Source organism: Paenibacillus sp. IHB B 3415, from assembly GCF_000802655.2.
Taxonomy (GTDB): domain Bacteria; phylum Bacillota; class Bacilli; order Paenibacillales; family Paenibacillaceae; genus Paenibacillus_AQ; species Paenibacillus_AQ phytohabitans.
In genome coordinates this window covers 1-18,156 of sequence record NZ_JUEI01000012.1, presented here as the reverse complement: position 1 = coordinate 18,156, position 18,156 = coordinate 1, and the positions used below count along the sequence as shown (strand labels likewise).

Annotated in this window: 18 protein-coding genes and 1 pseudogene; 1 reads left to right on the top strand and 18 read right to left on the bottom strand. The window is 50.3% G+C overall.

Features of this window, described 5'->3' with window-relative positions; all coding sequences use genetic code 11:
- Nucleotide 1: 1 nt before the first annotated feature.
- From fliF to QW71_RS06550, 12 genes are all read right to left on the bottom strand, one after another.
- Nucleotides 2-1,591 carry a flagellar basal-body MS-ring/collar protein FliF gene (gene fliF, locus QW71_RS06605; protein ID WP_039295161.1) on the bottom strand — a complete coding sequence of 530 codons (1,590 nt, stop codon included), beginning with the start codon at nucleotides 1,589-1,591 and terminating at the stop codon, nucleotides 2-4.
- A 34-nt stretch (nucleotides 1,592-1,625) separates the two neighbouring features.
- On the bottom strand, nucleotides 1,626-1,934 hold the full coding sequence (gene fliE / locus QW71_RS06600; protein ID WP_039295158.1) for a flagellar hook-basal body complex protein FliE: 309 nt from the start codon (nucleotides 1,932-1,934) through the stop codon (nucleotides 1,626-1,628).
- Nucleotides 1,935-1,958: 24 nt separating this feature from the next.
- Nucleotides 1,959-2,405: a flagellar basal body rod protein FlgC gene (flgC, locus tag QW71_RS06595; protein WP_039295155.1), complete on the bottom strand. Its 447-nt coding sequence runs from the start codon at nucleotides 2,403-2,405 to the stop codon at nucleotides 1,959-1,961.
- 6 nt (nucleotides 2,406-2,411) lie between these two features.
- The gene (gene flgB, locus QW71_RS06590; RefSeq protein WP_039295153.1) at nucleotides 2,412-2,819 is read right to left on the bottom strand and encodes a flagellar basal body rod protein FlgB; all 408 of its coding nucleotides are present in this window, start codon (nucleotides 2,817-2,819) and stop codon (nucleotides 2,412-2,414) included.
- Nucleotides 2,820-3,194: 375 nt separating this feature from the next.
- Nucleotides 3,195-4,595, bottom strand: a complete 1,401-nt coding sequence (hslU, locus tag QW71_RS06585; protein WP_039295151.1) for an ATP-dependent protease ATPase subunit HslU — start codon at nucleotides 4,593-4,595, stop codon at nucleotides 3,195-3,197.
- Between the two features lie 33 nt (nucleotides 4,596-4,628).
- The gene (gene hslV, locus QW71_RS06580) at nucleotides 4,629-5,171 is read right to left on the bottom strand and encodes an ATP-dependent protease subunit HslV (RefSeq protein WP_039295147.1); all 543 of its coding nucleotides are present in this window, start codon (nucleotides 5,169-5,171) and stop codon (nucleotides 4,629-4,631) included.
- A 146-nt stretch (nucleotides 5,172-5,317) separates the two neighbouring features.
- A complete protein-coding gene (gene trmFO / locus QW71_RS06575; protein ID WP_047013662.1) occupies nucleotides 5,318-6,697 on the bottom strand; it encodes an FADH(2)-oxidizing methylenetetrahydrofolate--tRNA-(uracil(54)-C(5))-methyltransferase TrmFO in 1,380 nt (459 codons plus the stop codon).
- A 23-nt stretch (nucleotides 6,698-6,720) separates the two neighbouring features.
- Nucleotides 6,721-8,817, bottom strand: a complete 2,097-nt coding sequence (topA, locus tag QW71_RS06570; protein ID WP_039295145.1) for a type I DNA topoisomerase — start codon at nucleotides 8,815-8,817, stop codon at nucleotides 6,721-6,723.
- A 99-nt stretch (nucleotides 8,818-8,916) separates the two neighbouring features.
- On the bottom strand, nucleotides 8,917-10,035 hold the full coding sequence (gene dprA / locus QW71_RS06565) for a DNA-processing protein DprA (protein WP_200905894.1): 1,119 nt from the start codon (nucleotides 10,033-10,035) through the stop codon (nucleotides 8,917-8,919).
- 182 nt (nucleotides 10,036-10,217) lie between these two features.
- Complete coding sequence (gene sucD, locus QW71_RS06560; protein ID WP_039295139.1) at nucleotides 10,218-11,147, bottom strand: succinate--CoA ligase subunit alpha; 930 nt, start codon at nucleotides 11,145-11,147, stop codon at nucleotides 10,218-10,220.
- Nucleotides 11,148-11,182: 35 nt separating this feature from the next.
- Nucleotides 11,183-12,340, bottom strand: a complete 1,158-nt coding sequence (gene sucC, locus QW71_RS06555) for an ADP-forming succinate--CoA ligase subunit beta (RefSeq protein WP_039295138.1) — start codon at nucleotides 12,338-12,340, stop codon at nucleotides 11,183-11,185.
- A 358-nt stretch (nucleotides 12,341-12,698) separates the two neighbouring features.
- On the bottom strand, nucleotides 12,699-13,166 hold the full coding sequence (locus QW71_RS06550) for a MarR family winged helix-turn-helix transcriptional regulator (RefSeq protein WP_039295136.1): 468 nt from the start codon (nucleotides 13,164-13,166) through the stop codon (nucleotides 12,699-12,701).
- A gap of 148 nt (nucleotides 13,167-13,314) precedes the next feature.
- Between QW71_RS06550 and QW71_RS06545 the strand changes: the two genes are divergently transcribed.
- Nucleotides 13,315-13,743: an organic hydroperoxide resistance protein gene (locus QW71_RS06545; RefSeq protein WP_039295134.1), complete on the top strand. Its 429-nt coding sequence runs from the start codon at nucleotides 13,315-13,317 to the stop codon at nucleotides 13,741-13,743.
- Nucleotides 13,744-13,963: 220 nt separating this feature from the next.
- Here the strand turns inward: QW71_RS06545 and QW71_RS06540 are convergent, their stop codons facing one another.
- The 6 genes and pseudogenes from QW71_RS06540 to QW71_RS06515 form a co-directional block, all read right to left on the bottom strand.
- Entirely contained in the window at nucleotides 13,964-15,694 is a 1,731-nt protein-coding gene (locus QW71_RS06540) for a YifB family Mg chelatase-like AAA ATPase (protein WP_039295132.1), read from the bottom strand.
- Between the two features lie 211 nt (nucleotides 15,695-15,905).
- A complete protein-coding gene (locus QW71_RS06535) occupies nucleotides 15,906-16,415 on the bottom strand; it encodes a metallophosphoesterase (RefSeq protein WP_039295129.1) in 510 nt (169 codons plus the stop codon).
- A 35-nt stretch (nucleotides 16,416-16,450) separates the two neighbouring features.
- The gene (locus tag QW71_RS36950) at nucleotides 16,451-16,864 is read right to left on the bottom strand and encodes a hypothetical protein (RefSeq protein WP_052421921.1); all 414 of its coding nucleotides are present in this window, start codon (nucleotides 16,862-16,864) and stop codon (nucleotides 16,451-16,453) included.
- A 134-nt stretch (nucleotides 16,865-16,998) separates the two neighbouring features.
- Complete coding sequence (locus tag QW71_RS06525) at nucleotides 16,999-17,385, bottom strand: YraN family protein (RefSeq protein WP_039295126.1); 387 nt, start codon at nucleotides 17,383-17,385, stop codon at nucleotides 16,999-17,001.
- Nucleotides 17,382-17,684 (bottom strand): EscU/YscU/HrcU family type III secretion system export apparatus switch protein, encoded by a 303-nt coding sequence (locus tag QW71_RS06520; protein ID WP_039295123.1) that lies wholly within the window; start codon nucleotides 17,682-17,684, stop codon nucleotides 17,382-17,384. Before QW71_RS06520 ends, QW71_RS06525 begins: the two co-directional genes overlap by 4 nt.
- Nucleotides 17,681-18,156: pseudogene (locus QW71_RS06515) on the bottom strand (DNA ligase); the annotation flags it as partial. The pseudogene QW71_RS06515 and the gene QW71_RS06520, both read right to left, overlap by 4 nt.

Genomic DNA, 18,156 nt, shown 5'->3' with positions numbered 1-18,156 from the left:
TTCACCTCTGTTCTTCAGCAAGCCATGTACGCAGCAGGTTTACGAATTCATCCGGCTTTTTCTTCGCCAGACTTTCCAGCTGCTTGCGGACCTGACTTTCATTCGTCACGCTCTCCATATTAATAGAAGGAAACTCGGTAGGAACCTGCAGCGGAATATCATCTTCCGCTTCTTCCTCCTGCTTATTCTTGCGGCTGCGGTAGATGAGGTAACCGCCGCCCGCACCGACCAGCAATGCGGCTCCGCCAATTGCCCAGAGCATCCAGCTAGCCAGTCCGCCGGATGCAGCATCCGCCGCCGTACTTCCAAATTGTTGCGAGAACACCGAAACTTTTTTGGTTAAATCCGCGTCTGTATAAGTAATACCTGAATCTGCTAACGAAGCACGGACAATATTGACCAGAATATTCTGGATCGCCGCTGAAGTTGTATCATCCAAAGTTGTTTGCCCATTAGGTGGTTCAACTGCAACATTAATGGTTAAATCTTTAACAGTATATGGGCTTGCAATAATATCTTTGGTGATTCGATTCACTTCATAGTTCCTGGTCTCCGACGATTCCTCTGAAGAAGAAGTACCCGTGTCAGTCCCCGAAGGATATCCAGAGACATCTTCCGACCCTGTTCCGGCAACACCACCTGATGTATTCCCTTGACCCGAATACGTATTGCTGATAATTTGCGAACTGATCTCAATCCCTTTCATATTCTCCGCATCTACCGGCAGTACGATTTCTTCCTGACGATTCTCCTTATCGAAATTGAGCTTGGAGAACACCAGAACATCCACTTTATCGGGACCCGTGAGCGTACTTAGAAATTGCTTGACATCTTTCTTGACATCATCTTCGAATTTCTTCTGCAAAGCGAAGTTCTCTTCGACTTGGCTAGACACGCCAGCTTGTCCGCCTTTAGCTGTCGGCATCAATTCGACTTCATTATTAGTGATCGTAATGTTGTCAACCGGCAAATTCGGTACGGCGGTCTTTACGAGATTGAAGTACCCGTCGATATTATCCTGTGTAGGCCTAAATCCGGGATTGAAGCTAAGCACCACGGAAGCCAACGCCTTCTCCTGATCCTCCTGTGAGGCAAACACAGTTTCCTTCGGCAGGGTAATCAGAACCTTGACATCTTTAATCCCCTGCATTCTTCTCATCAGCTGCTCAACTTCGCCGTTCAGCGCATTGTTGTACTTCACGTTGAATTCACTGTCTGTAGTCCCAATCATCGAAGAAGATTCATCAAATACTTTGTACCCGATGGAGCCTTCCTGTACGATCCCCTGCGAACCAATGGCTATCTTGATGCGCGCGGCGTCAGTACTGGGTACTGAGATACTCTTCCCATCCGGACTTAAACGGTAAGGAATCCCCGAAGTATCCAAATAAGTCATAACTCCCGCGGAATCGGTACTGTCCAGATCCTGAAAAGCAACTTCATATTCTGTCTTTGATAATTGCATGGTCAAAACTACGATTATTATTATGATGATAAACAGAGTGGAGAAAAATAATATTTTCTGTTTACCGCTGAATCTGTTCCAATACAGGGTGATCTTCTCCCGGTACTGGGCCAATCTTTCATTCACAGTGTCACCCCATCCGAAACGTAGCTAGGATTATTTAGATTTGAGTTCTCATAATTTCCTGATAGGCTTCAATTACTTTGTTCCGGACTTGTGTAGTCAACTGCAAACTCAGCAATGCCTGTTGGGACGAAATCATAGCTTCATCAATGTTGACTTCTCCCAAAACAAATTTGTTACTCATGTCTTTAGCCTGCTGTTCCTGGTCCGCCACCTGATTAAGGGCGTTCTCCAGGTATGAACCAAAGCTTTGTCCCGTTTCGGAGACGGCTGAAGCTTCTGAAGCTACGGGTTTCATAGCCAGCGGCTGTACAGCCTGAGTTCCAATCAATAAGTTCTGTATCAATTATTCTCCTCCTAATCAATTCAATTAACGGCCGATTTCGAGCGCCTTACCCACCATCGCTTTGGACGCATTAAGCATCGTTACATTCGCTTCATAAGAACGTGAGGCAGACAGCATGTCCACCATTTCCTTGGTAAGATCCACATTCGGCATGTACACATATCCGTCAACATCCGCATCAGGATGACTTGGATTGTATACGGGCTTCAGCGGTGAATTATCCTCAATAATCGACTTCACTTTAACACCTTCGCTGCCGCCGCTCATTTTTGAATCGAGTATATTAGAGAAGCTATCAGCCTGGGCTGTTTCCAGCACTACAAGCTTACGGCGGTAAGGTACGGCTTTGCCGTCAACCACGGAAGCTCTGGTTGTCTCGGCGTTGGCGATATTGGAGGAAATCACATCCATCCGCAGGCGCTGGGCAGTCAATGCCGATGCGCTTATTCCAAAGCTGCTACCAAAGTTCATTATTTATTACCCTCCCTGCACAACTGTACGCATCATAGTAATCTGACTGTTCAACTGTTCAACGTAAGAGTTATACCTTAGCTGGTTCTCAGCGCTCAGCGCCTGTTCGCGGTCCATGTCCACATTATTGCCGTTGTTGTTCATAGAAGTAGTCTCATCTGTACTGACAACAGCAGCCGGCACGCCGGTTACTGTTCCAAATTGGAAATGCCGGGAGTCTGATACTTTCGCACTCAGTGTAGGTTTTACACCGCTCTCCTGTTGTCTCAGGAAACTTTCAAAACTGACATCAGAGCGTTTAAAATTCGGCGTATCAACATTTGCAACGTTATTAGCCAGAACACTTTGTCGTTTGGTGGCGGCATCTAGGCCTCCCTGTAATCTTTGAAAACTGACACTGTTCAGCAAACCCATGGTAATCCCCCTTCCAAACCTATCATAATGAAAAGAATTCCACAACTTCCCCCGAATCCCTGCTTACTTTCGACAAAAAAAGCTAAAATTTTCATTAATTTGTCGAGGGCAGGTCGAACGCTGTCGATGGATGATTCTTATGTCAATCTCACATACATTGATTCTCTTAGAATTTGTATATTATTACAATAAGAAATAAGCCCTATCTTTTCAGAAAAGAGAGGGCTTAAAGCATGTTTTTACAATATTCTACCTTTTTTATTCCATATAATTCTTTTAATTACTATTATTTAACTCTTTATGCACAATTTTCGAATTGAATTTGCATAGCAATAATTCTTAATACCTAATTTAGCGGGATAACACTCTGTCGCTTTAAAGGATATATTGACTTAAATCGCGATCCTGGGCGATTCCTGCCAGTTTTTCGCGAACATACTCCGGAGTTATGACCATTGTCTCCAGTGTCAGCTCCGGCGCTTCGAAGGATAGGTCCTCCAGCAGCTTCTCCAGAATCGTATGCAGGCGCCGGGCCCCGATATTCTCCATATTCTGATTCACGGAAGCGGCGATTTTGGCAATTTCCTGAATCGCTTCCTTCTGGAACTGAATTTCGATGTTCTCGGTCTGCAGCAGATGAACATATTGCTTCGTCAGCGCGTTCTCCGGTTCGGTCAGAATAGAGACAAAATCCTCAAGAGTAAGACTGCTCAGCTCCACACGGATCGGGAAACGTCCCTGAAGCTCAGGAATTAGGTCCGAAGGCTTGGCAATATGAAAAGCTCCGGCAGCGATGAATAATACGTAATCCGTCTTCACAGGCCCGTATTTGGTCATCACAGTGGAACCTTCAACGATAGGCAGAATATCACGCTGCACCCCTTCACGGGATACATCCGGACCGGAGCCTTTACCCTGGCTGGCCACCTTATCAATCTCATCGATAAAAATAATACCGGACTGCTCTGCGCGGGCTACCGACTCCTGAATCATATCATCCGTATCAATCAGCTTGGCAGCCTCATCCTGAATCAGCACCTTGCGGGCTTCACGGATCGGCAGCTTGCGCTTCTTCGTACGCTTAGGCAGCAGGCTGCCGAACATTTCCTGCATGTTCATGCCCATCTGGTCGTTGCCTTGGCCGGCAAACATATCCATCATCGAAGGAGTGGTGTCTTCCACATCGATTTCAATGATATCGTCCTCGAGCTGACCCGCCAGCAGCTTGAACTTAATGCCTCTGCGGCGCTCGCTCAGACTACCGTCCTCCGGCTCTTCTTTGGCTTCCTCTGCACCGCCGTTATTGCCGCCAAAAATCATCTCGAACGGATTGCGCTGCGATTTGCCCTTCGAGGTCGAAGGAACCAGTATTGCTACAATGCGGTCGTTCGCCAGTTCTTCAGCGCGGTCCTTCACCTTCTCGGTACGTTCCAGCTTCACCATACGGATTGAAGTCTCTACCAGGTCACGGACCATCGATTCCACATCACGGCCTACGTAGCCGACTTCCGTGAATTTAGTGGCTTCCACTTTGATGAACGGTGCATTGACCAGCTTGGCCAGACGCCGTGCGATCTCCGTTTTGCCGACACCTGTAGGACCAATCATGAGAATATTCTTAGGAACAACCTCATCCCGGAGCTCTTCGGATAAAAGGCTGCGCCGATACCGGTTGCGGAGAGCAACGGCCACCGATTTCTTAGCCTGTTTCTGACCTACGATATATTTATCCAGCTCTGCTACGATCTGGCGGGGTGTAAGCGATTGATTCACCATTGTGACTTCCTCCCTCTTTCTATGGCACCATGCCTATAATTGTTCGACAATAATATTGGAGTTGGTATACACACAGATCTCGGAAGCGATCTGCAGAGCTTCTCTGGCAATATCCGCTGCGCCCAGATGCGATGCATGACGTTTGAGCGCGCGACCGGAAGCCAGCGCAAAGTTGCCGCCGGAGCCAATTGCCAGAACGTCATCATCGGGTTCAATAATTTCGCCGTTTCCGGAAATAAGCAGCATGCCTTCCTTGTCCATCACGATCATGAGCGCTTCCAGCTTGCGCAGGATACGATCCTGGCGCCAGTCCTTGGCCAGTTCTACTGCAGCCCGCTGCAGATTGCCGTGATGCTCCTCCAGCTTCCCCTCAAACTTCTCAAACAAAGTAATCGCATCCGCTACGGAGCCCGCAAAACCGGCAATTACTTGTCCTCTGTACAGGCGGCGGACCTTCTTGGCCGTCGTCTTCATAATGACACTCTCTCCGAATGTAACCTGACCATCGCCGGCAATCGCGGCATGACCGTCATGTCTTACCGCACAAATCGTAGTCGCATGAAAGCTGGGTAACATAATGGGCACCCTCCTAAAGTTTTTGTAGCATAGCTTTCCTTGAATCACTTAGAACAAACCTGATCCGGAAGCATACACTTAGTGTTGTGGCATAAGCATCCCGGACCAGCTTCGGACAAACCGTCCCGGAAGCTTACGTTTAAGTTTTATTGTGCCGGACTTTCCGCTTCGGTAAGCTGAGGTTCTACGACCTCCGGCTCAGTATAGGCCAGGCCTTTGTCTGCAGCATAGGCAGCAAGACTATCCAGCGCACGGTAAGCCAGGCGTTCGTTTTTCTCTTTTTTACTGCGGAATCTCGTTTCAAGCTTTGGCAGCAGGCCAAAGTTGGCGTTCATCGGCTGGAAATGCTCGGGATCTGCAGAAGTGATGTAGGCCGGCATGCTGCCCAGCACGGTATCCTGCGGGAAGATCAGACCGTCCTCACCGAGTGCCGCTCTGGCAGCATTCATACCCGCGATCATACCTGAAGCCGCAGACTCCACATAGCCTTCAACCCCTGTCATCTGGCCGGCAAAGAACAGTCTTTCCCGTCCCTTCATTTGATAGGTGGGATGCAGCAGCTTGGGAGAATTGATAAATGTATTGCGGTGCATGACACCATAACGGACATACTCTGCGTTCTCAAGACCGGGGATAAGTGAAAACACGCGTTTTTGTTCGCCCCACTTCAAATGGGTCTGGAAGCCAACCAGGTTATAAAGCGTTCCGGCTGCATTATCCTGACGAAGTTGCACAACCGCGTAAGGAAGCTTCCCTGTATGAGGATTCATCAGACCTACGGGCTTCATCGGCCCGAAGAGTGCTGTCTGCTTGCCGCGCTTCATCATAATCTCGATCGGCATACAGCCTTCGAAGTAAATCTCTTTCTCAAAATCTTTGAGTGCGGCAGTCTCAGCCGAGATCAGTGCATCATAAAAAACATCGAATTCCTCTTCCGTCATCGGACAGTTCAGGTATGCAGCTTCACCTTTGTCGTATCGGGAGGCCAAATACACCTTGCTCATATCAATGGTGTCCTTCTCGACAATCGGGGCAGCCGCATCATAGAAATAGAAATACTCCTCGCCAAGCAGCACTTTAATCTCAGCGGAGAGTGCCGGAGAGGTTAGCGGGCCTGTCGCAATGACAACAGTCCCTTCCTCCGGTATATGCGCAAGTTCTTCATTTATGACTTCCACCAGAGGGTGATTATGCAGCATCGATGTAATTTCACCAGAGAAACCATCGCGGTCTACGGCAAGTGCGCCTCCAGCCGGAACAGCATGCCGGTCGGCTGCACCTAGTACCAGCGAGTCCAAACGGCGCATTTCCTCCTTGAGTACACCTACCGCATTACCAAGGCCGTTGGCCCGCAGAGAGTTACTGCAGACCAGCTCGGCGAACTGGTCCGTATGATGCGCCGGTGTCTTCACAACCGGACGCATCTCATATAATCTGACCGGAACCCCGCGCGAGGCAATCTGCCAGGCGGCTTCACTGCCGGCAAGTCCGGCTCCAATCACGGTTACTTTAGCTATATCAGTCAATTTCCTTTCCTCCTGTAACACAATTATTCTGCCAGTTCTTCGTTGTCCAGCACTGCCTCGGTATGATCACAAGAAGTGCATTGCAGCTTAGTCCCCTGTTTGTTGCGCTTCTCTACCATCCATGAGCCGCAGACAGGACATGGTTTAACCGACGGTCTATCCCAGGATACAAAGTCACAGCCCGGATACTGATCGCAGCCGTAGAAGACACGGCCTTTCTTGCTGCGGCGCTCTACAACCTTACCCTCATGACATTTCGGACAGCTTACTCCGATATCCTTGATGATCGGCTTCGTATTACGGCAGTCCGGGAATCCGGAGCAGGCCAGGAATTTACCGAAACGGCCCAGCTTGTAAACCATCGGCTTCCCGCATTTCTCGCATAGCTCATCGGAAACTTCATCTTCTATCTCAATTTCCTTCATTTCTTCTTCGGCGTAGAGGAGACGTTTCTCAAAAGACTCATAGAACTGGGCCAGCACTTTCACCCAGTCCTCAGCACCTTCCTCCACATGGTCAAGATCCCCTTCCATATGGGCTGTGAATTCCACATCCAGAATTTCCGGGAAGAACTCTTCCATTTGCTCTATGATCAGCTCACCGAGCTCGGTTGGCATGAACTTCTTCTCTTCAATCGCTACATATCCGCGCTTCTGGATCGTCTCCAGTGTTGGCGCATACGTACTCGGACGGCCGATCCCCAGTTCCTCCAGCGTTTTGACCAGACGCGCTTCCGTATATCTTGGAGGCGGCTGAGTGAAATGCTGCTTCGGCTCAATATCATGTTTGGTTAAGTCATCGCCGGCCTTAAGCGGCGGCAGATACTTTTCCTCATCCGTTGTGCCGTCATCATTGCCTTCTACGTATACCTTCATGAAGCCCGGGAAAGAAACCTTGGACCCGACGGCTCTGAAAATCGCAGTGCCCGCTGTAATATCCACAGATAGCGTATCAAGCAGGGCTGAAGACATCTGACTGGAAACAAAACGCTCCCAAACCAGTTTATACAGGCGGAATTGGTCACGGCTCAGGAATTCTTTGACCATGTCAGGCTCACGGAGCGCCGAGGTTGGACGGATCGCTTCATGCGCATCCTGGGCTCCCGCAGCTTTCTTGGAATACTGGCGCGGTGTCTCGGGAACGAACTTCTCACCGTATTTGGAGAGGATCAGCTCCTTAGCTTCTTCCTGGGCCGTAGCAGACAGACGGGTGGAATCCGTACGCATATAGGTAATTAAACCGACAGTGCCTTCCTTGCCCAGCTCAACCCCCTCATAGAGCTGCTGAGCAACAGACATGGTCTTGGATGCGCGGAAGCCAAGCTTACGGGCAGCTTCCTGCTGCAGTGAGCTTGTTGTAAACGGAGCGGAAGGATGCCGTTGTCTTTCCTTCTCTTTTACCTCTTTAACCTGGAAGGCGGAATTCTTAATAGCATCCAATACTTCCTGTACATCGCTCTCCTGGCCCAGCTCTTTTTTGTCGCCATTCAGCTTGTGGAACTTGGCTTCGAACAAGGAATCGCGGATGCCCAGCTTCGCAGTAATACTCCAGTATTCTGTGGGAACAAAAGCAGAGATTTCGTTCTCGCGGTCCATAATAATCTTCACAGCTACCGATTGTACCCGTCCTGCGGACAGGCCTTTTTTGACTTTCTTCCATAATAGGGGGCTAATCTTGTATCCGACGAGCCGGTCCAGAATACGGCGGGCCTGCTGGGCATTCACAAGATCCATGTTAATTTTGCGCGGAGTCTTGAAAGCATCCTTTACAGCCTGCTTCGTAATCTCATTAAAGACAACCCGGCATTCCTGTGTGTTGTCCAAATCCAGCGCATGCGCCAAATGCCAGGCAATAGCTTCACCTTCGCGGTCCGGGTCAGCTGCGAGATAGACTTTTTTCACTTTTTTGCTGGCATCCTTGAGTTCCTTCAAGATAGAGCCTTTGCCGCGGATCGTTATATATTTGGGGTTGAAATCATTCTCCACTTCCACACCAATCTGACTTTTCGGCAAATCTCTGATATGTCCCATTGATGCCTTTACAATATATTTACTGCCCAGATATTTACCAATCGTTTTTGCTTTTGCCGGTGACTCTACAATAACCAACGCATCTGCCATAGGTTTTCCTCCCAAAAGTTTGTAAGCATACATCCTCCTGAACCTGCCCTCAGGCCCGGCGGAAATCAAGAGTCTATGCTTAACACGGTTACTTCTATATTAAATTACCTTATAAATTGCACCCGGCAATTGTGTTACCGCTTTTTTTATGATTAAAGATAACAGAACTGAATGCAAATGTCCAAAATCCCACCTCGTGGACGCCAGGAGCTCATCGAGTGTAAAGGGGCCTTGATGCAGTATATGGTAAAGGTGTAACTCCTCACTTGTCAATTTCTTTTCGATTAACCCGTCTCCGGCGGAAGGCCCGGAACCGCTTGCCGGAGACCCTGAAGTACCCTTTCCAGGCAGATAAGCTATGTATTCTTCCACGATATCCGCGGAGCTTGTTACCACCTTCGCACCTTGTTTAATCAGCTCTAATGCGCCTCTGCTCTTGGGCGAGGTTAGCGGACCCGGGACAGCAAACACATCCCTTCCTGCTTCTAGCGCAGCGTCGGCGGTAATCAGGGAACCGCTGCGGCTGTCTGCTTCGACCACCACCGTGCCGAGCGACAGTCCGGCGATAATCCGGTTGCGCTGCGGAAATAACCCGGGATGGCTCGGGGTGCCCAGCGGATATTCGCTAAGCACAAGCCCGACACGTGAAATCTGCTGCTCCAGCTCACGGTTCTCAGGCGGATAGACCTTGTCCAGCCCCGTTGCGACCACCGCAATGGTACTTCCGGCTCCCGTTAATGCAGCTTCGTGGCAGACACTGTCAATCCCTCTCGCCAGGCCGCTTATAACCGTGAGACCGGCCGCACTCAGCTGTCCAGCCAGCATTTCACCAATCTTACGTCCATAGGCAGTAGGCACACGGGTACCAACCATAGCTACAGAAGGCCGGGAAGCCAGCTCCAGACGGCCGCGATAATACAAAACCCAAGGCGGCTGGTGGGTTTCCTTTAACTGGACAGGGTACACTTCATCCAGCAAAGTCACCATCGAAACACCGCTTGCTTCCATTAAAGAGCGGCGCTGCAGAATCCATTCTTCATTAAAGACAGCGTTAAGCCTGGCCGACATTTTGCCGCTGATTCCGGCCCGCTCCCAATCTGTAACGGAACAGGACAAAGCTTCATTCGTCAAAAGTCCCGCCTGTCGTATTCTGTCCATACTTTTCCATCCAATGCCTTCTACTTCATTTAAACCGAACAGCAGATCCCGCGTTTCCATATGCACTCTCTCCTATACGGAAGGGCCAGCCTTCCTTAATGATTACATAACCTGCTAAAAAAGACAAAAAAAGCAACCTTTCACCCCGGTACTCCGGGACAAAAGGTTGCTTACCTTTAAAATGATTATACATGAATCAGCGGTAAAAGCAGTGATCTTTGTGTGATTCTGCAGGCAGATCTCTAGTGGGTGGTGAAAGCATTCAGAATGCCGCGTTCCTCAAGCACACTGACGAGCGTAGAGCCCATCTCCGCAGGCGTTGGCGCGACCTTGATCCCGCAGGACTCCAGCACAGCAATTTTCTCGCTGGCCGTTCCTTTGCCGCCTGAAATAATCGCCCCTGCATGGCCCATCCGTTTGCCGGGAGGTGCAGTAACGCCACCGATAAAGCCGACTACAGGCTTTGTCATATTCTCTTTAATCCACAGAGCCGCCTCTTCCTCCGCCGTCCCGCCGATCTCTCCGATCATGATGACAGCTTTGGTGCCCGGGTCATCATTAAACAGCTTCAGAATATCTATGAACTCCGATCCCTTGACCGGATCTCCACCGATACCTACAGCCGAAGACTGGCCGATACCACGCTCCGTCAGCTGATGTACAGCTTCATAGGTCAATGTTCCGCTCCGCGAGACAACCCCTACATAACCCGGCATATGAATATAACCCGGCATAATCCCGATTTTACATTCTCCGGGCGTGATAACCCCCGGACAGTTGGGACCGATCAATACAGTAGAACGGCCCTCCATATATCTTGATACTTTTACCATATCCAGCACGGGAATGCCTTCTGTGATACAAATGACGAGTTCCATTTCAGCATCCACAGCTTCCATAATCGAATCTGCAGCAAAAGCCGGCGGAACATAAATCACACTCGCGGTTGCACCCGTGGCAGCTTTGGCGGCAACGACCGTATCAAATACCGGAAGACTGGCTTCCGTGCCATTTTCAAGAGTGATCTGAACAAAGGTTCCTCCCTTGCCCGGGGTTACCCCGCCTACCATCTGGGTGCCGTAATCCAGTGCCCCTTTAGTATGAAATAAGCCCGTAGCGCCCGTAATTCCCTGTGTGATGACTTTCGTATGTTTATCTACAAGAATGCTCATGCGTCAGGTCACATCCTCACTTTTATTGTCGAATATTACACCAGAGCAACAATTTTACGGGCACCGTCAGCCATGGAATCGGCAGCAACAATATTCAGTCCCGATCCGGCGAGAATTTCTTTGCCCAGTGCTACATTCGTGCCTTCAAGACGTACAACCAGCGGCTTCGTTAACCCGAGCTGTCTTGCTGCCTCAACTACACCAGTAGCAATGACATCACAGCGCATGATTCCGCCGAAAATATTAACAAAAATCCCGCTTACCTTATCATCCGAGAGGATGATCTTGAAAGCTTCGGTTACCTTCTCTGTGGTTGCGCCGCCCCCTACATCCAGGAAGTTGGCCGGCTCTCCGCCGTAATATTTAATAATATCCATGGTAGCCATCGCGAGGCCCGCCCCATTCACCATACAGCCGATGTTGCCGTCAAGCGCGATATAGCTAAGATCGTATTTGGAAGCCTCAATCTCTTTGGCATCCTCTTCGTCCAGGTCACGGAGCTCCAGAATATCCTTATGCCGGAACAGCGCGTTAGAATCGAAATTCAGCTTGGCATCGAGCGCCATTACATTTCCATCAGCCGTTACAACCAGCGGATTAATCTCCGCGATAGAGCAATCTTTATCCACAAAAGCCAGATATAGCGCTTGCATGAACTTGACCGCTTTATTTACCAGCTCTGAAGGTATGGCTATGCTGTAAGCCAGTTTGCGCGCCTGGAAGGTCTGTAGTCCCACTGCCGGATCAATGATCTCCTTGAAAATCTTCTCCGGATGTGTGGCCGCCACCTCTTCGATCTCTGTACCGCCCTCCTCGGAAGCCATCATGACTACCCGTCCGGAACCACGGTCTACAACCAGTCCGATATAATACTCTTTGACAATCTGGCAGCCCTCTTCAATCAGCAGCCGCTTCACTACCTTGCCTTCGGGTCCCGTCTGGTGGGTGACCAGCGTCTTGCCGAGGATTTCAGCCGCATAGGCACGAACCTCATCACTGTTCTTCGCCACCTTGACGCCGCCGGCTTTACCGCGTCCGCCTGCATGAATCTGAGCTTTGACTACAACTACCGGTGTACTCAGCGCTGCGGCAGCTTCCACTGCTTCCTCCACTGTATAAGCTACTTTTCCGTTCGGTACGGCTACGCCGTACTTCTTAAGTACTTCTTTTCCCTGATACTCGTGGATATTCATACCGGAAGCCTCCTAAAGTTTTGCGGTGGCCGTGTAGCAGGCAGCCTGCAGCCATTCCGCATTCCGTTTTGATTGTCCAAAGCCGGGTCCAGACCGGTGAAAACTGGCAATATCCCGGCACATGCAGAAAACCGCCGCCTGAATACTAAATCCGTAAACGGTACAGTTTTCTGCTAGTGGCATATAGAACATATTACAGAGTGATATCTATAATTACCTATATGCCAGAATGTGAAACCCAGAATATTGTAACATGTTTTATAAGCGCTTTCCTTAAAAACTTTCACTATTTATACATACATTTTCGCTCGATTTCATGCCGGAATGCGAACGATTGCATTGACTTTGTGCTGATAGACTATTTCGAATTGCTAATATTGCTTTCATGAACACGGGTGAGCAGGTCTTTGAACTGGCCGAGCAGTCCAACAAACTCCTCGGGGGAGAGCATGGTGCCTTCGGCCATTTTACCGGGAATGCACATCGCATCCTGCTGCAGTGCCAAACCTTGTGCGGTTAATGAAATTAACACCTTCCGCTCGTCCTGCAAAGAACGTTCGCGCAGAATCAGCCCTGCAGCCTGCAGTCTCTTGAGCAGCGGAGTCAGTGTACCGGAGTCCAGGAACAGAGCTTCACCAAGCTCCTTGACCGTACATTGCCGTCTCTCCCAGAGGACAAGCATAACCAGGTACTGCGAATACGTTAATCCGATCTTGTCCAGGTGAGGCTGGTACAGCTTCGTAAATTCACGCGAACAGGCATAAATCGTAAAGCAGAGCTGATTCTCAAGCATTAGCTCCGGAGGGGTCATAGTTTCTTCTTGCATATCTTCTTCACCTGCCTTTGTGACATTAGTTTATCACAATTCATTCATAATATCATGTTAATAGCGGGAAATAGATTGACTTTTATTTTAATTGTGTTAAATTAAGTTGTATACAATACAATTTGAAAACGAACGGGAGCGATTTATAATGATGACTATTCAACAGAAAATGTATGAAACAACAGTAAAAGCGGTTGGCGGAAGACAAGGATATATCGAATCTGAAAGTCCTAAGCTAAACCTTACGATCAGCACACCGCGCGAAATGGGCGGCGCCGGCGGCGAAGGCACTAACCCTGAACAGCTGTTTGCAGCAGGCTATTCCGCATGTTTCGACAGCGCACTGAATATGGTGGCCCGTATGGGTAAAATCAAGATCGAAGGCAGTGAGGTAACTGCTACGGTAAGCTTCGGCAAAGTCGAAGACGGCGGCTTCGGCATTGCCGTGAAGATGGATGTTCTGGTCAAAGGTGTAGATCACGACACTGCAGTCCAGCTGGTAGAAGCGGCTCACGGCGCATGCCCTTACTCCCGCGCAACCCGCGGCAATATTGAAGTTGAACTGAATGTGCTGTAAGTCGAAATAGCGATACTTTCTTTAAAATAAACACCCTGTCCAGCGCCCCGGACAGGGTGTTTGCCGTTAACCGGCAAACTTTATGCTTTGAGGTCCGTGTTACAATTAACTTTCAAAAGAGTTACTGATACGCATTCCCTGGCGGACCAGTTCCCGATCATTTCAGGCGGATGAACAAGATAACGCCCTCTTAGTCCGCTTCATTCTTCTCACCGCTCACTCAGTATTCCTCCTCTGCCGTCACCTGGCGGTCCAGATTACGGTACTGGACAGCTTCGGCAAGATGCGCAGAGCCAATCTCCTCCGCCCCTTCCAGATCGGCGATGGTGCGGGCCAGCTTAATGATCCGGTCATGCGCCCGCATGCTGAGGCCAAGACTCTCCAGAATTCGGTTCAGTAGCAAATTCTCTTCATGCCTTAGACCTGCGTAACGGCGTAACGCCGCTCCCGAAAGCTCACTGTTCCAGGAGATCGGCAGGTGCTGGTAACGCTTAGCTTGAATAGCCTGAGCCCGCAGAACGTCCTCACGCATCCGCGCTGTAGACAACGCCGGCACATTCCGGTCCCATTCCTTCGGGCGGGGAACATCGACCTGCATGTCCATCCGGTCCAGCAGCGGTCCTGAGATTTTGGCCCGGTACTGGGCGATTCGTGCCGGACTGCAGGTACACCGCTGCTGTGAGCTGCCGTTCCCGAGAAACCCGCACATGCAGGGGTTCATGGAGCAGGCGAGCAGAAACTGGGCGGGAAAGGTAAACGACGCCCTGGCCCGGCTGATAGTCACTACCCCGTCCTCCAGCGGCTGGCGGAGCACCTCAAGGACCGTACGGGAGAATTCTGGCAGCTCGTCCAGAAACAGAATTCCGCGGTGTGCCAGGCTGACTTCTCCCGGCTTTGGTATTCCCCCTCCGCCAATCAGTCCGGCAGCCGAAATCGTGTGATGCGGGGAACGAAACGGGCGGAGGCGCATCAGGCCCCCATTGCTGTCCCTCAGCTTACCGGCGGCACTGAATATCTTCATCACCTCCAGCGATTCATCATCGCTCAGGTCAGGGAGAATGCCGGGAAGGCGTTTAATCAGCATCGTTTTGCCTGTCCCCGGAGGGCCGATCAAGATAATATTATGCATTCCGGCAGCGGCAATAGTGAGCGCGCGCTTCACGTGATTCTGTCCAATTACATCGCTGTAATCCTCCTTCATCAGATGATCCTCCCGGCTCGGCGCAATAACCTCGTTCCCTTCCAGCTGATATCTCAAATGGTCTAGCGTCAGCACCTGAACTGGCGGACGGTTCCTCGGGGACAGCTCATTGCTAACCGATACCGGAAACGGCAGCTCTATCTGCGGCATGGATAGTTCCGGAACGGCTGAATCAGGCACTTCTGTTGGTAATCGCGGCTCCAGTCCTGGAGCTGGCTCTACCGTAGACGGAGAAGCCGGAACACCAGCAGCTGAGGGTGACAACTCGCGCAAATGTCCGGCAGTATATACACGGATTCCCGTAATCAGCGCTGCTTCGGCAGCATTTCCCGGTGGTACGAGGACTGCCTGAAAGCCTGCCCGGCGCGCTGCCTCTACCATAGATAACACCCCATTGACCGGACGCAGACTGCCGTCCAGCGCCAATTCTCCGATGAGCAGCATTTTCCCGGCATCCGGCATAATAAGCTGACCGCTTGTTGTCAGAATCCCCAGGGCGATGGCCAGATCGAACGCAGATCCCTCCTTGCGCAGATCTGCAGGTGCCAGATTGATCGTAACGCGCTGCTGAGGATAGCTGTAGCCGCAGTTTTTAACCGCAGCCCGGACTCTCTCTACCGCTTCCCTCACAGCAGAATCCGGCAATCCGATGATTATCGTCTGCGGCAGCCCGTTCGCCAGATCAATTTCCACTCCGATCATTACGCCTTCAATACCGTACAAACATGCACTATGCATTTTTCCGTACAAAAAAAACACCTCTCCTCCTGAAATACGCCCGGAACGGGCGTTTATTTCCAAGAAAAAGGGTGCTTCCTCTTTTTTCCTTTAGCTTTATTATGTTGAGTATACCTATAGCCCCTGCTGTCATGCAAGGACTATTACGCACAAGGCGCTGCGTAAATCCCAATTCCCACTCGTATTGCATAATTGTGCATCTATGACTAGAGAATCAATTTGTTCAGCCTTCCTCACTGGCCACAACGGCATCCCTGATCTGTTCAAAGGACAACGGCGCGTAATTCCAGTGCTCTACACAAATGTTAAAATGGCTGTTGCCTTCATATTTCTGTCCATGAATATGGCCATGCACATTTACGTAAGGCATATGCTTGTTCATATACATAGGTTCATGGGAGAGCATAAAAAACTCTTTATAAATGATCGGGTATTCACTGACCTCGTCAAATCCGGCTTCCAGCCACCAATTACGCCCGCGTCCGCGGTCATGATTACCGAGAATCAGGATTTTGTAGCCGTTCAGCGCAGAAACGATATTCCGGGTAGCCTCCTGATTCAAGAAGGAGAAATCCCCCAGATGAAATAACTTATCCCCTTTGCCCACCACAGCGTTCCAGCTGGCAATCATCGACTGGTCCATCTCCCCGGCACTGCCAAAGGGACGGGATTCGAAATCTATGATCAGCTTATGGCCAAAATGATGATCCGAGGTGAAAAAGACATTAGTCAAAACAGCTCCCCCATTTCAAGTACTTCAGGAATGGTTTATTTATTCCAGTTTCTCTTGGAAGAACGCCGATTCACGTCAACCTGAATTAACTCAGCCAGAGGAGGGGTTTCCTCATGCTCGATCAGCCATTGACGCATTTCCTTAATGGCCTCTACCTGACCGTTCCCCTTATCCTTCCAGGTAAGCAGCTCGATGACATTGATGACAAGTGACAACAGGCTGCTGTTGCTGCTTTCTGTTTTTTCCGCACGCATTTTATGGAATAAAGCCTCATGCTCCCAGTCAATTAATATCTCTTCCGCTATTGCAGGCCGCATAACGGTAAATGTCTTATTACAATTGCTGCAGCAGACAACGGACAGAGGCTCTCCGCCCAATTCCGCTACGACTCTGTGCTCGCAATGCTGGCAAGTAAAACTTACCTGTATATCAATCGGTTGATTTCTCACTCGGACAGCCCTCCTCATGGTGACATTAAAAGTTACACTAATGTTTACCCATTTCTTTCAAGAAATGACCCATGGAGCCCATGATATGTCAAGGATAAATAAGCAGAATCGTTGAACACAGGCAAAAAAAAGAGCTAAAATGCCTCACGGATATGCCGTAGTGAAGCAATACTTAAATCTCTATTTAGCTGTACGGCGATTACATCAAAGGAAATCACCGCATCATGCAGACCCTGCATATGTAAATACACCTGGGCTGTATTTCTCACCTGGCGGATTTTGCGTTCATCCACTGACTCCTCCGGGGTTCCCTGCACACCAGCCCCGCTCCGGCTGCGCACTTCAATGAAGACAATCCCCTCTTCATATTCAGCAATAATATCAAGCTCTCCGCTGCGGCAGCGCCAATTGCACTCCCTAATTATGTATCCCCGGGAGGACAGATACAGACTTGCCGCCTGCTCGGCAGCCGCCCCTTTTTGCTTGCGGGTATAATTCGTCCTGTCCGCCCCGTGACTCACTTCGGTCTCCGTTCCCCGGCAGAACGGTCACTCTGATATACATAACTCAGAATCTCCGCGACCAGCTGGTACAACTGAGGCGGAATCTGCTGATCCAGATCCAGCTTAGAGAGGACCTCCACCAGCGCGGCATCCTCCTGCACAGCAACCCCGTTTTCCTTGGCTTTTTGCAGAATGATATCGGCTACCGAGCCTTGTCCTTTGGCAACAACAACCGGGGCTTCGCTTTGGCCGGGGATATATTTAAGGGCAACCGCCTTTTTGAGGTTCTGTGAAACCTTATGTTCAGACTCACTCATATGCGGTAATCGACTCCTTTGTAGGAATCCGGAACATAATCGGACTGTTTGGCAGGAGCTGCAGCCGTACTCAACTCGGGCAACGGCTCCGTGCGCAGGCTGGACAGCTGATACCCTATAGATTCAACCGCTGTCTTAATGTCCTCACGGCGCCCTTCCAGCAGCTCCAGCACCCAGGGTTCATTATTATGCAGCTTAAGGCTGACAATCCGGTCAACGACCTGTACGTCCACCATAGTCTGGCCGAGCTGCTTCATATCCAGATCAAACCACAGGCGGCAGTTCGCCGCATCCAGCTCGCCTTTGCGGCCGCGCCGGGACTGGATATGGACGGAAGCCGTCTCCTGGCCGTCCGCCCCCCGCAGCGGCAGGAACATCGTCACCTGCGCGAACGGCGCGGTGCGGTCTGTATTCAGCAGCAGCTGCTGTCCAGTCAGCTGCTGCACCAGCTGGCCCGCGGCTTCCTTGACCG

Bases quoted from the DNA above. Each gene is read 5' to 3' on its own strand.
- dprA (WP_200905894.1), bottom strand. From the start codon at position 10,035: ATGGAAACGCGGGATCTGCTGTTCGGTTTAAATGAAGTAGAAGGCATT.
- flgB (WP_039295153.1), bottom strand. From the start codon at position 2,819: ATGGGTTTGCTGAACAGTGTCAGTTTTCAAAGATTACAGGGAGGCCTA.
- QW71_RS06545 (WP_039295134.1), top strand. From the start codon at position 13,315: ATGATGACTATTCAACAGAAAATGTATGAAACAACAGTAAAAGCGGTT.
- sucC (WP_039295138.1), bottom strand. From the start codon at position 12,340: ATGAATATCCACGAGTATCAGGGAAAAGAAGTACTTAAGAAGTACGGC.
- flgC (WP_039295155.1), bottom strand. From the start codon at position 2,405: ATGAACTTTGGTAGCAGCTTTGGAATAAGCGCATCGGCATTGACTGCC.
- sucD (WP_039295139.1), bottom strand. From the start codon at position 11,147: ATGAGCATTCTTGTAGATAAACATACGAAAGTCATCACACAGGGAATT.
- hslU (WP_039295151.1), bottom strand. From the start codon at position 4,595: ATGGTGAATCAATCGCTTACACCCCGCCAGATCGTAGCAGAGCTGGAT.
- QW71_RS06550 (WP_039295136.1), bottom strand. From the start codon at position 13,166: ATGCAAGAAGAAACTATGACCCCTCCGGAGCTAATGCTTGAGAATCAG.
- QW71_RS06520 (WP_039295123.1), bottom strand. From the start codon at position 17,684: ATGAGTGAGTCTGAACATAAGGTTTCACAGAACCTCAAAAAGGCGGTT.
- topA (WP_039295145.1), bottom strand. From the start codon at position 8,817: ATGGCAGATGCGTTGGTTATTGTAGAGTCACCGGCAAAAGCAAAAACG.
- hslV (WP_039295147.1), bottom strand. From the start codon at position 5,171: ATGTTACCCAGCTTTCATGCGACTACGATTTGTGCGGTAAGACATGAC.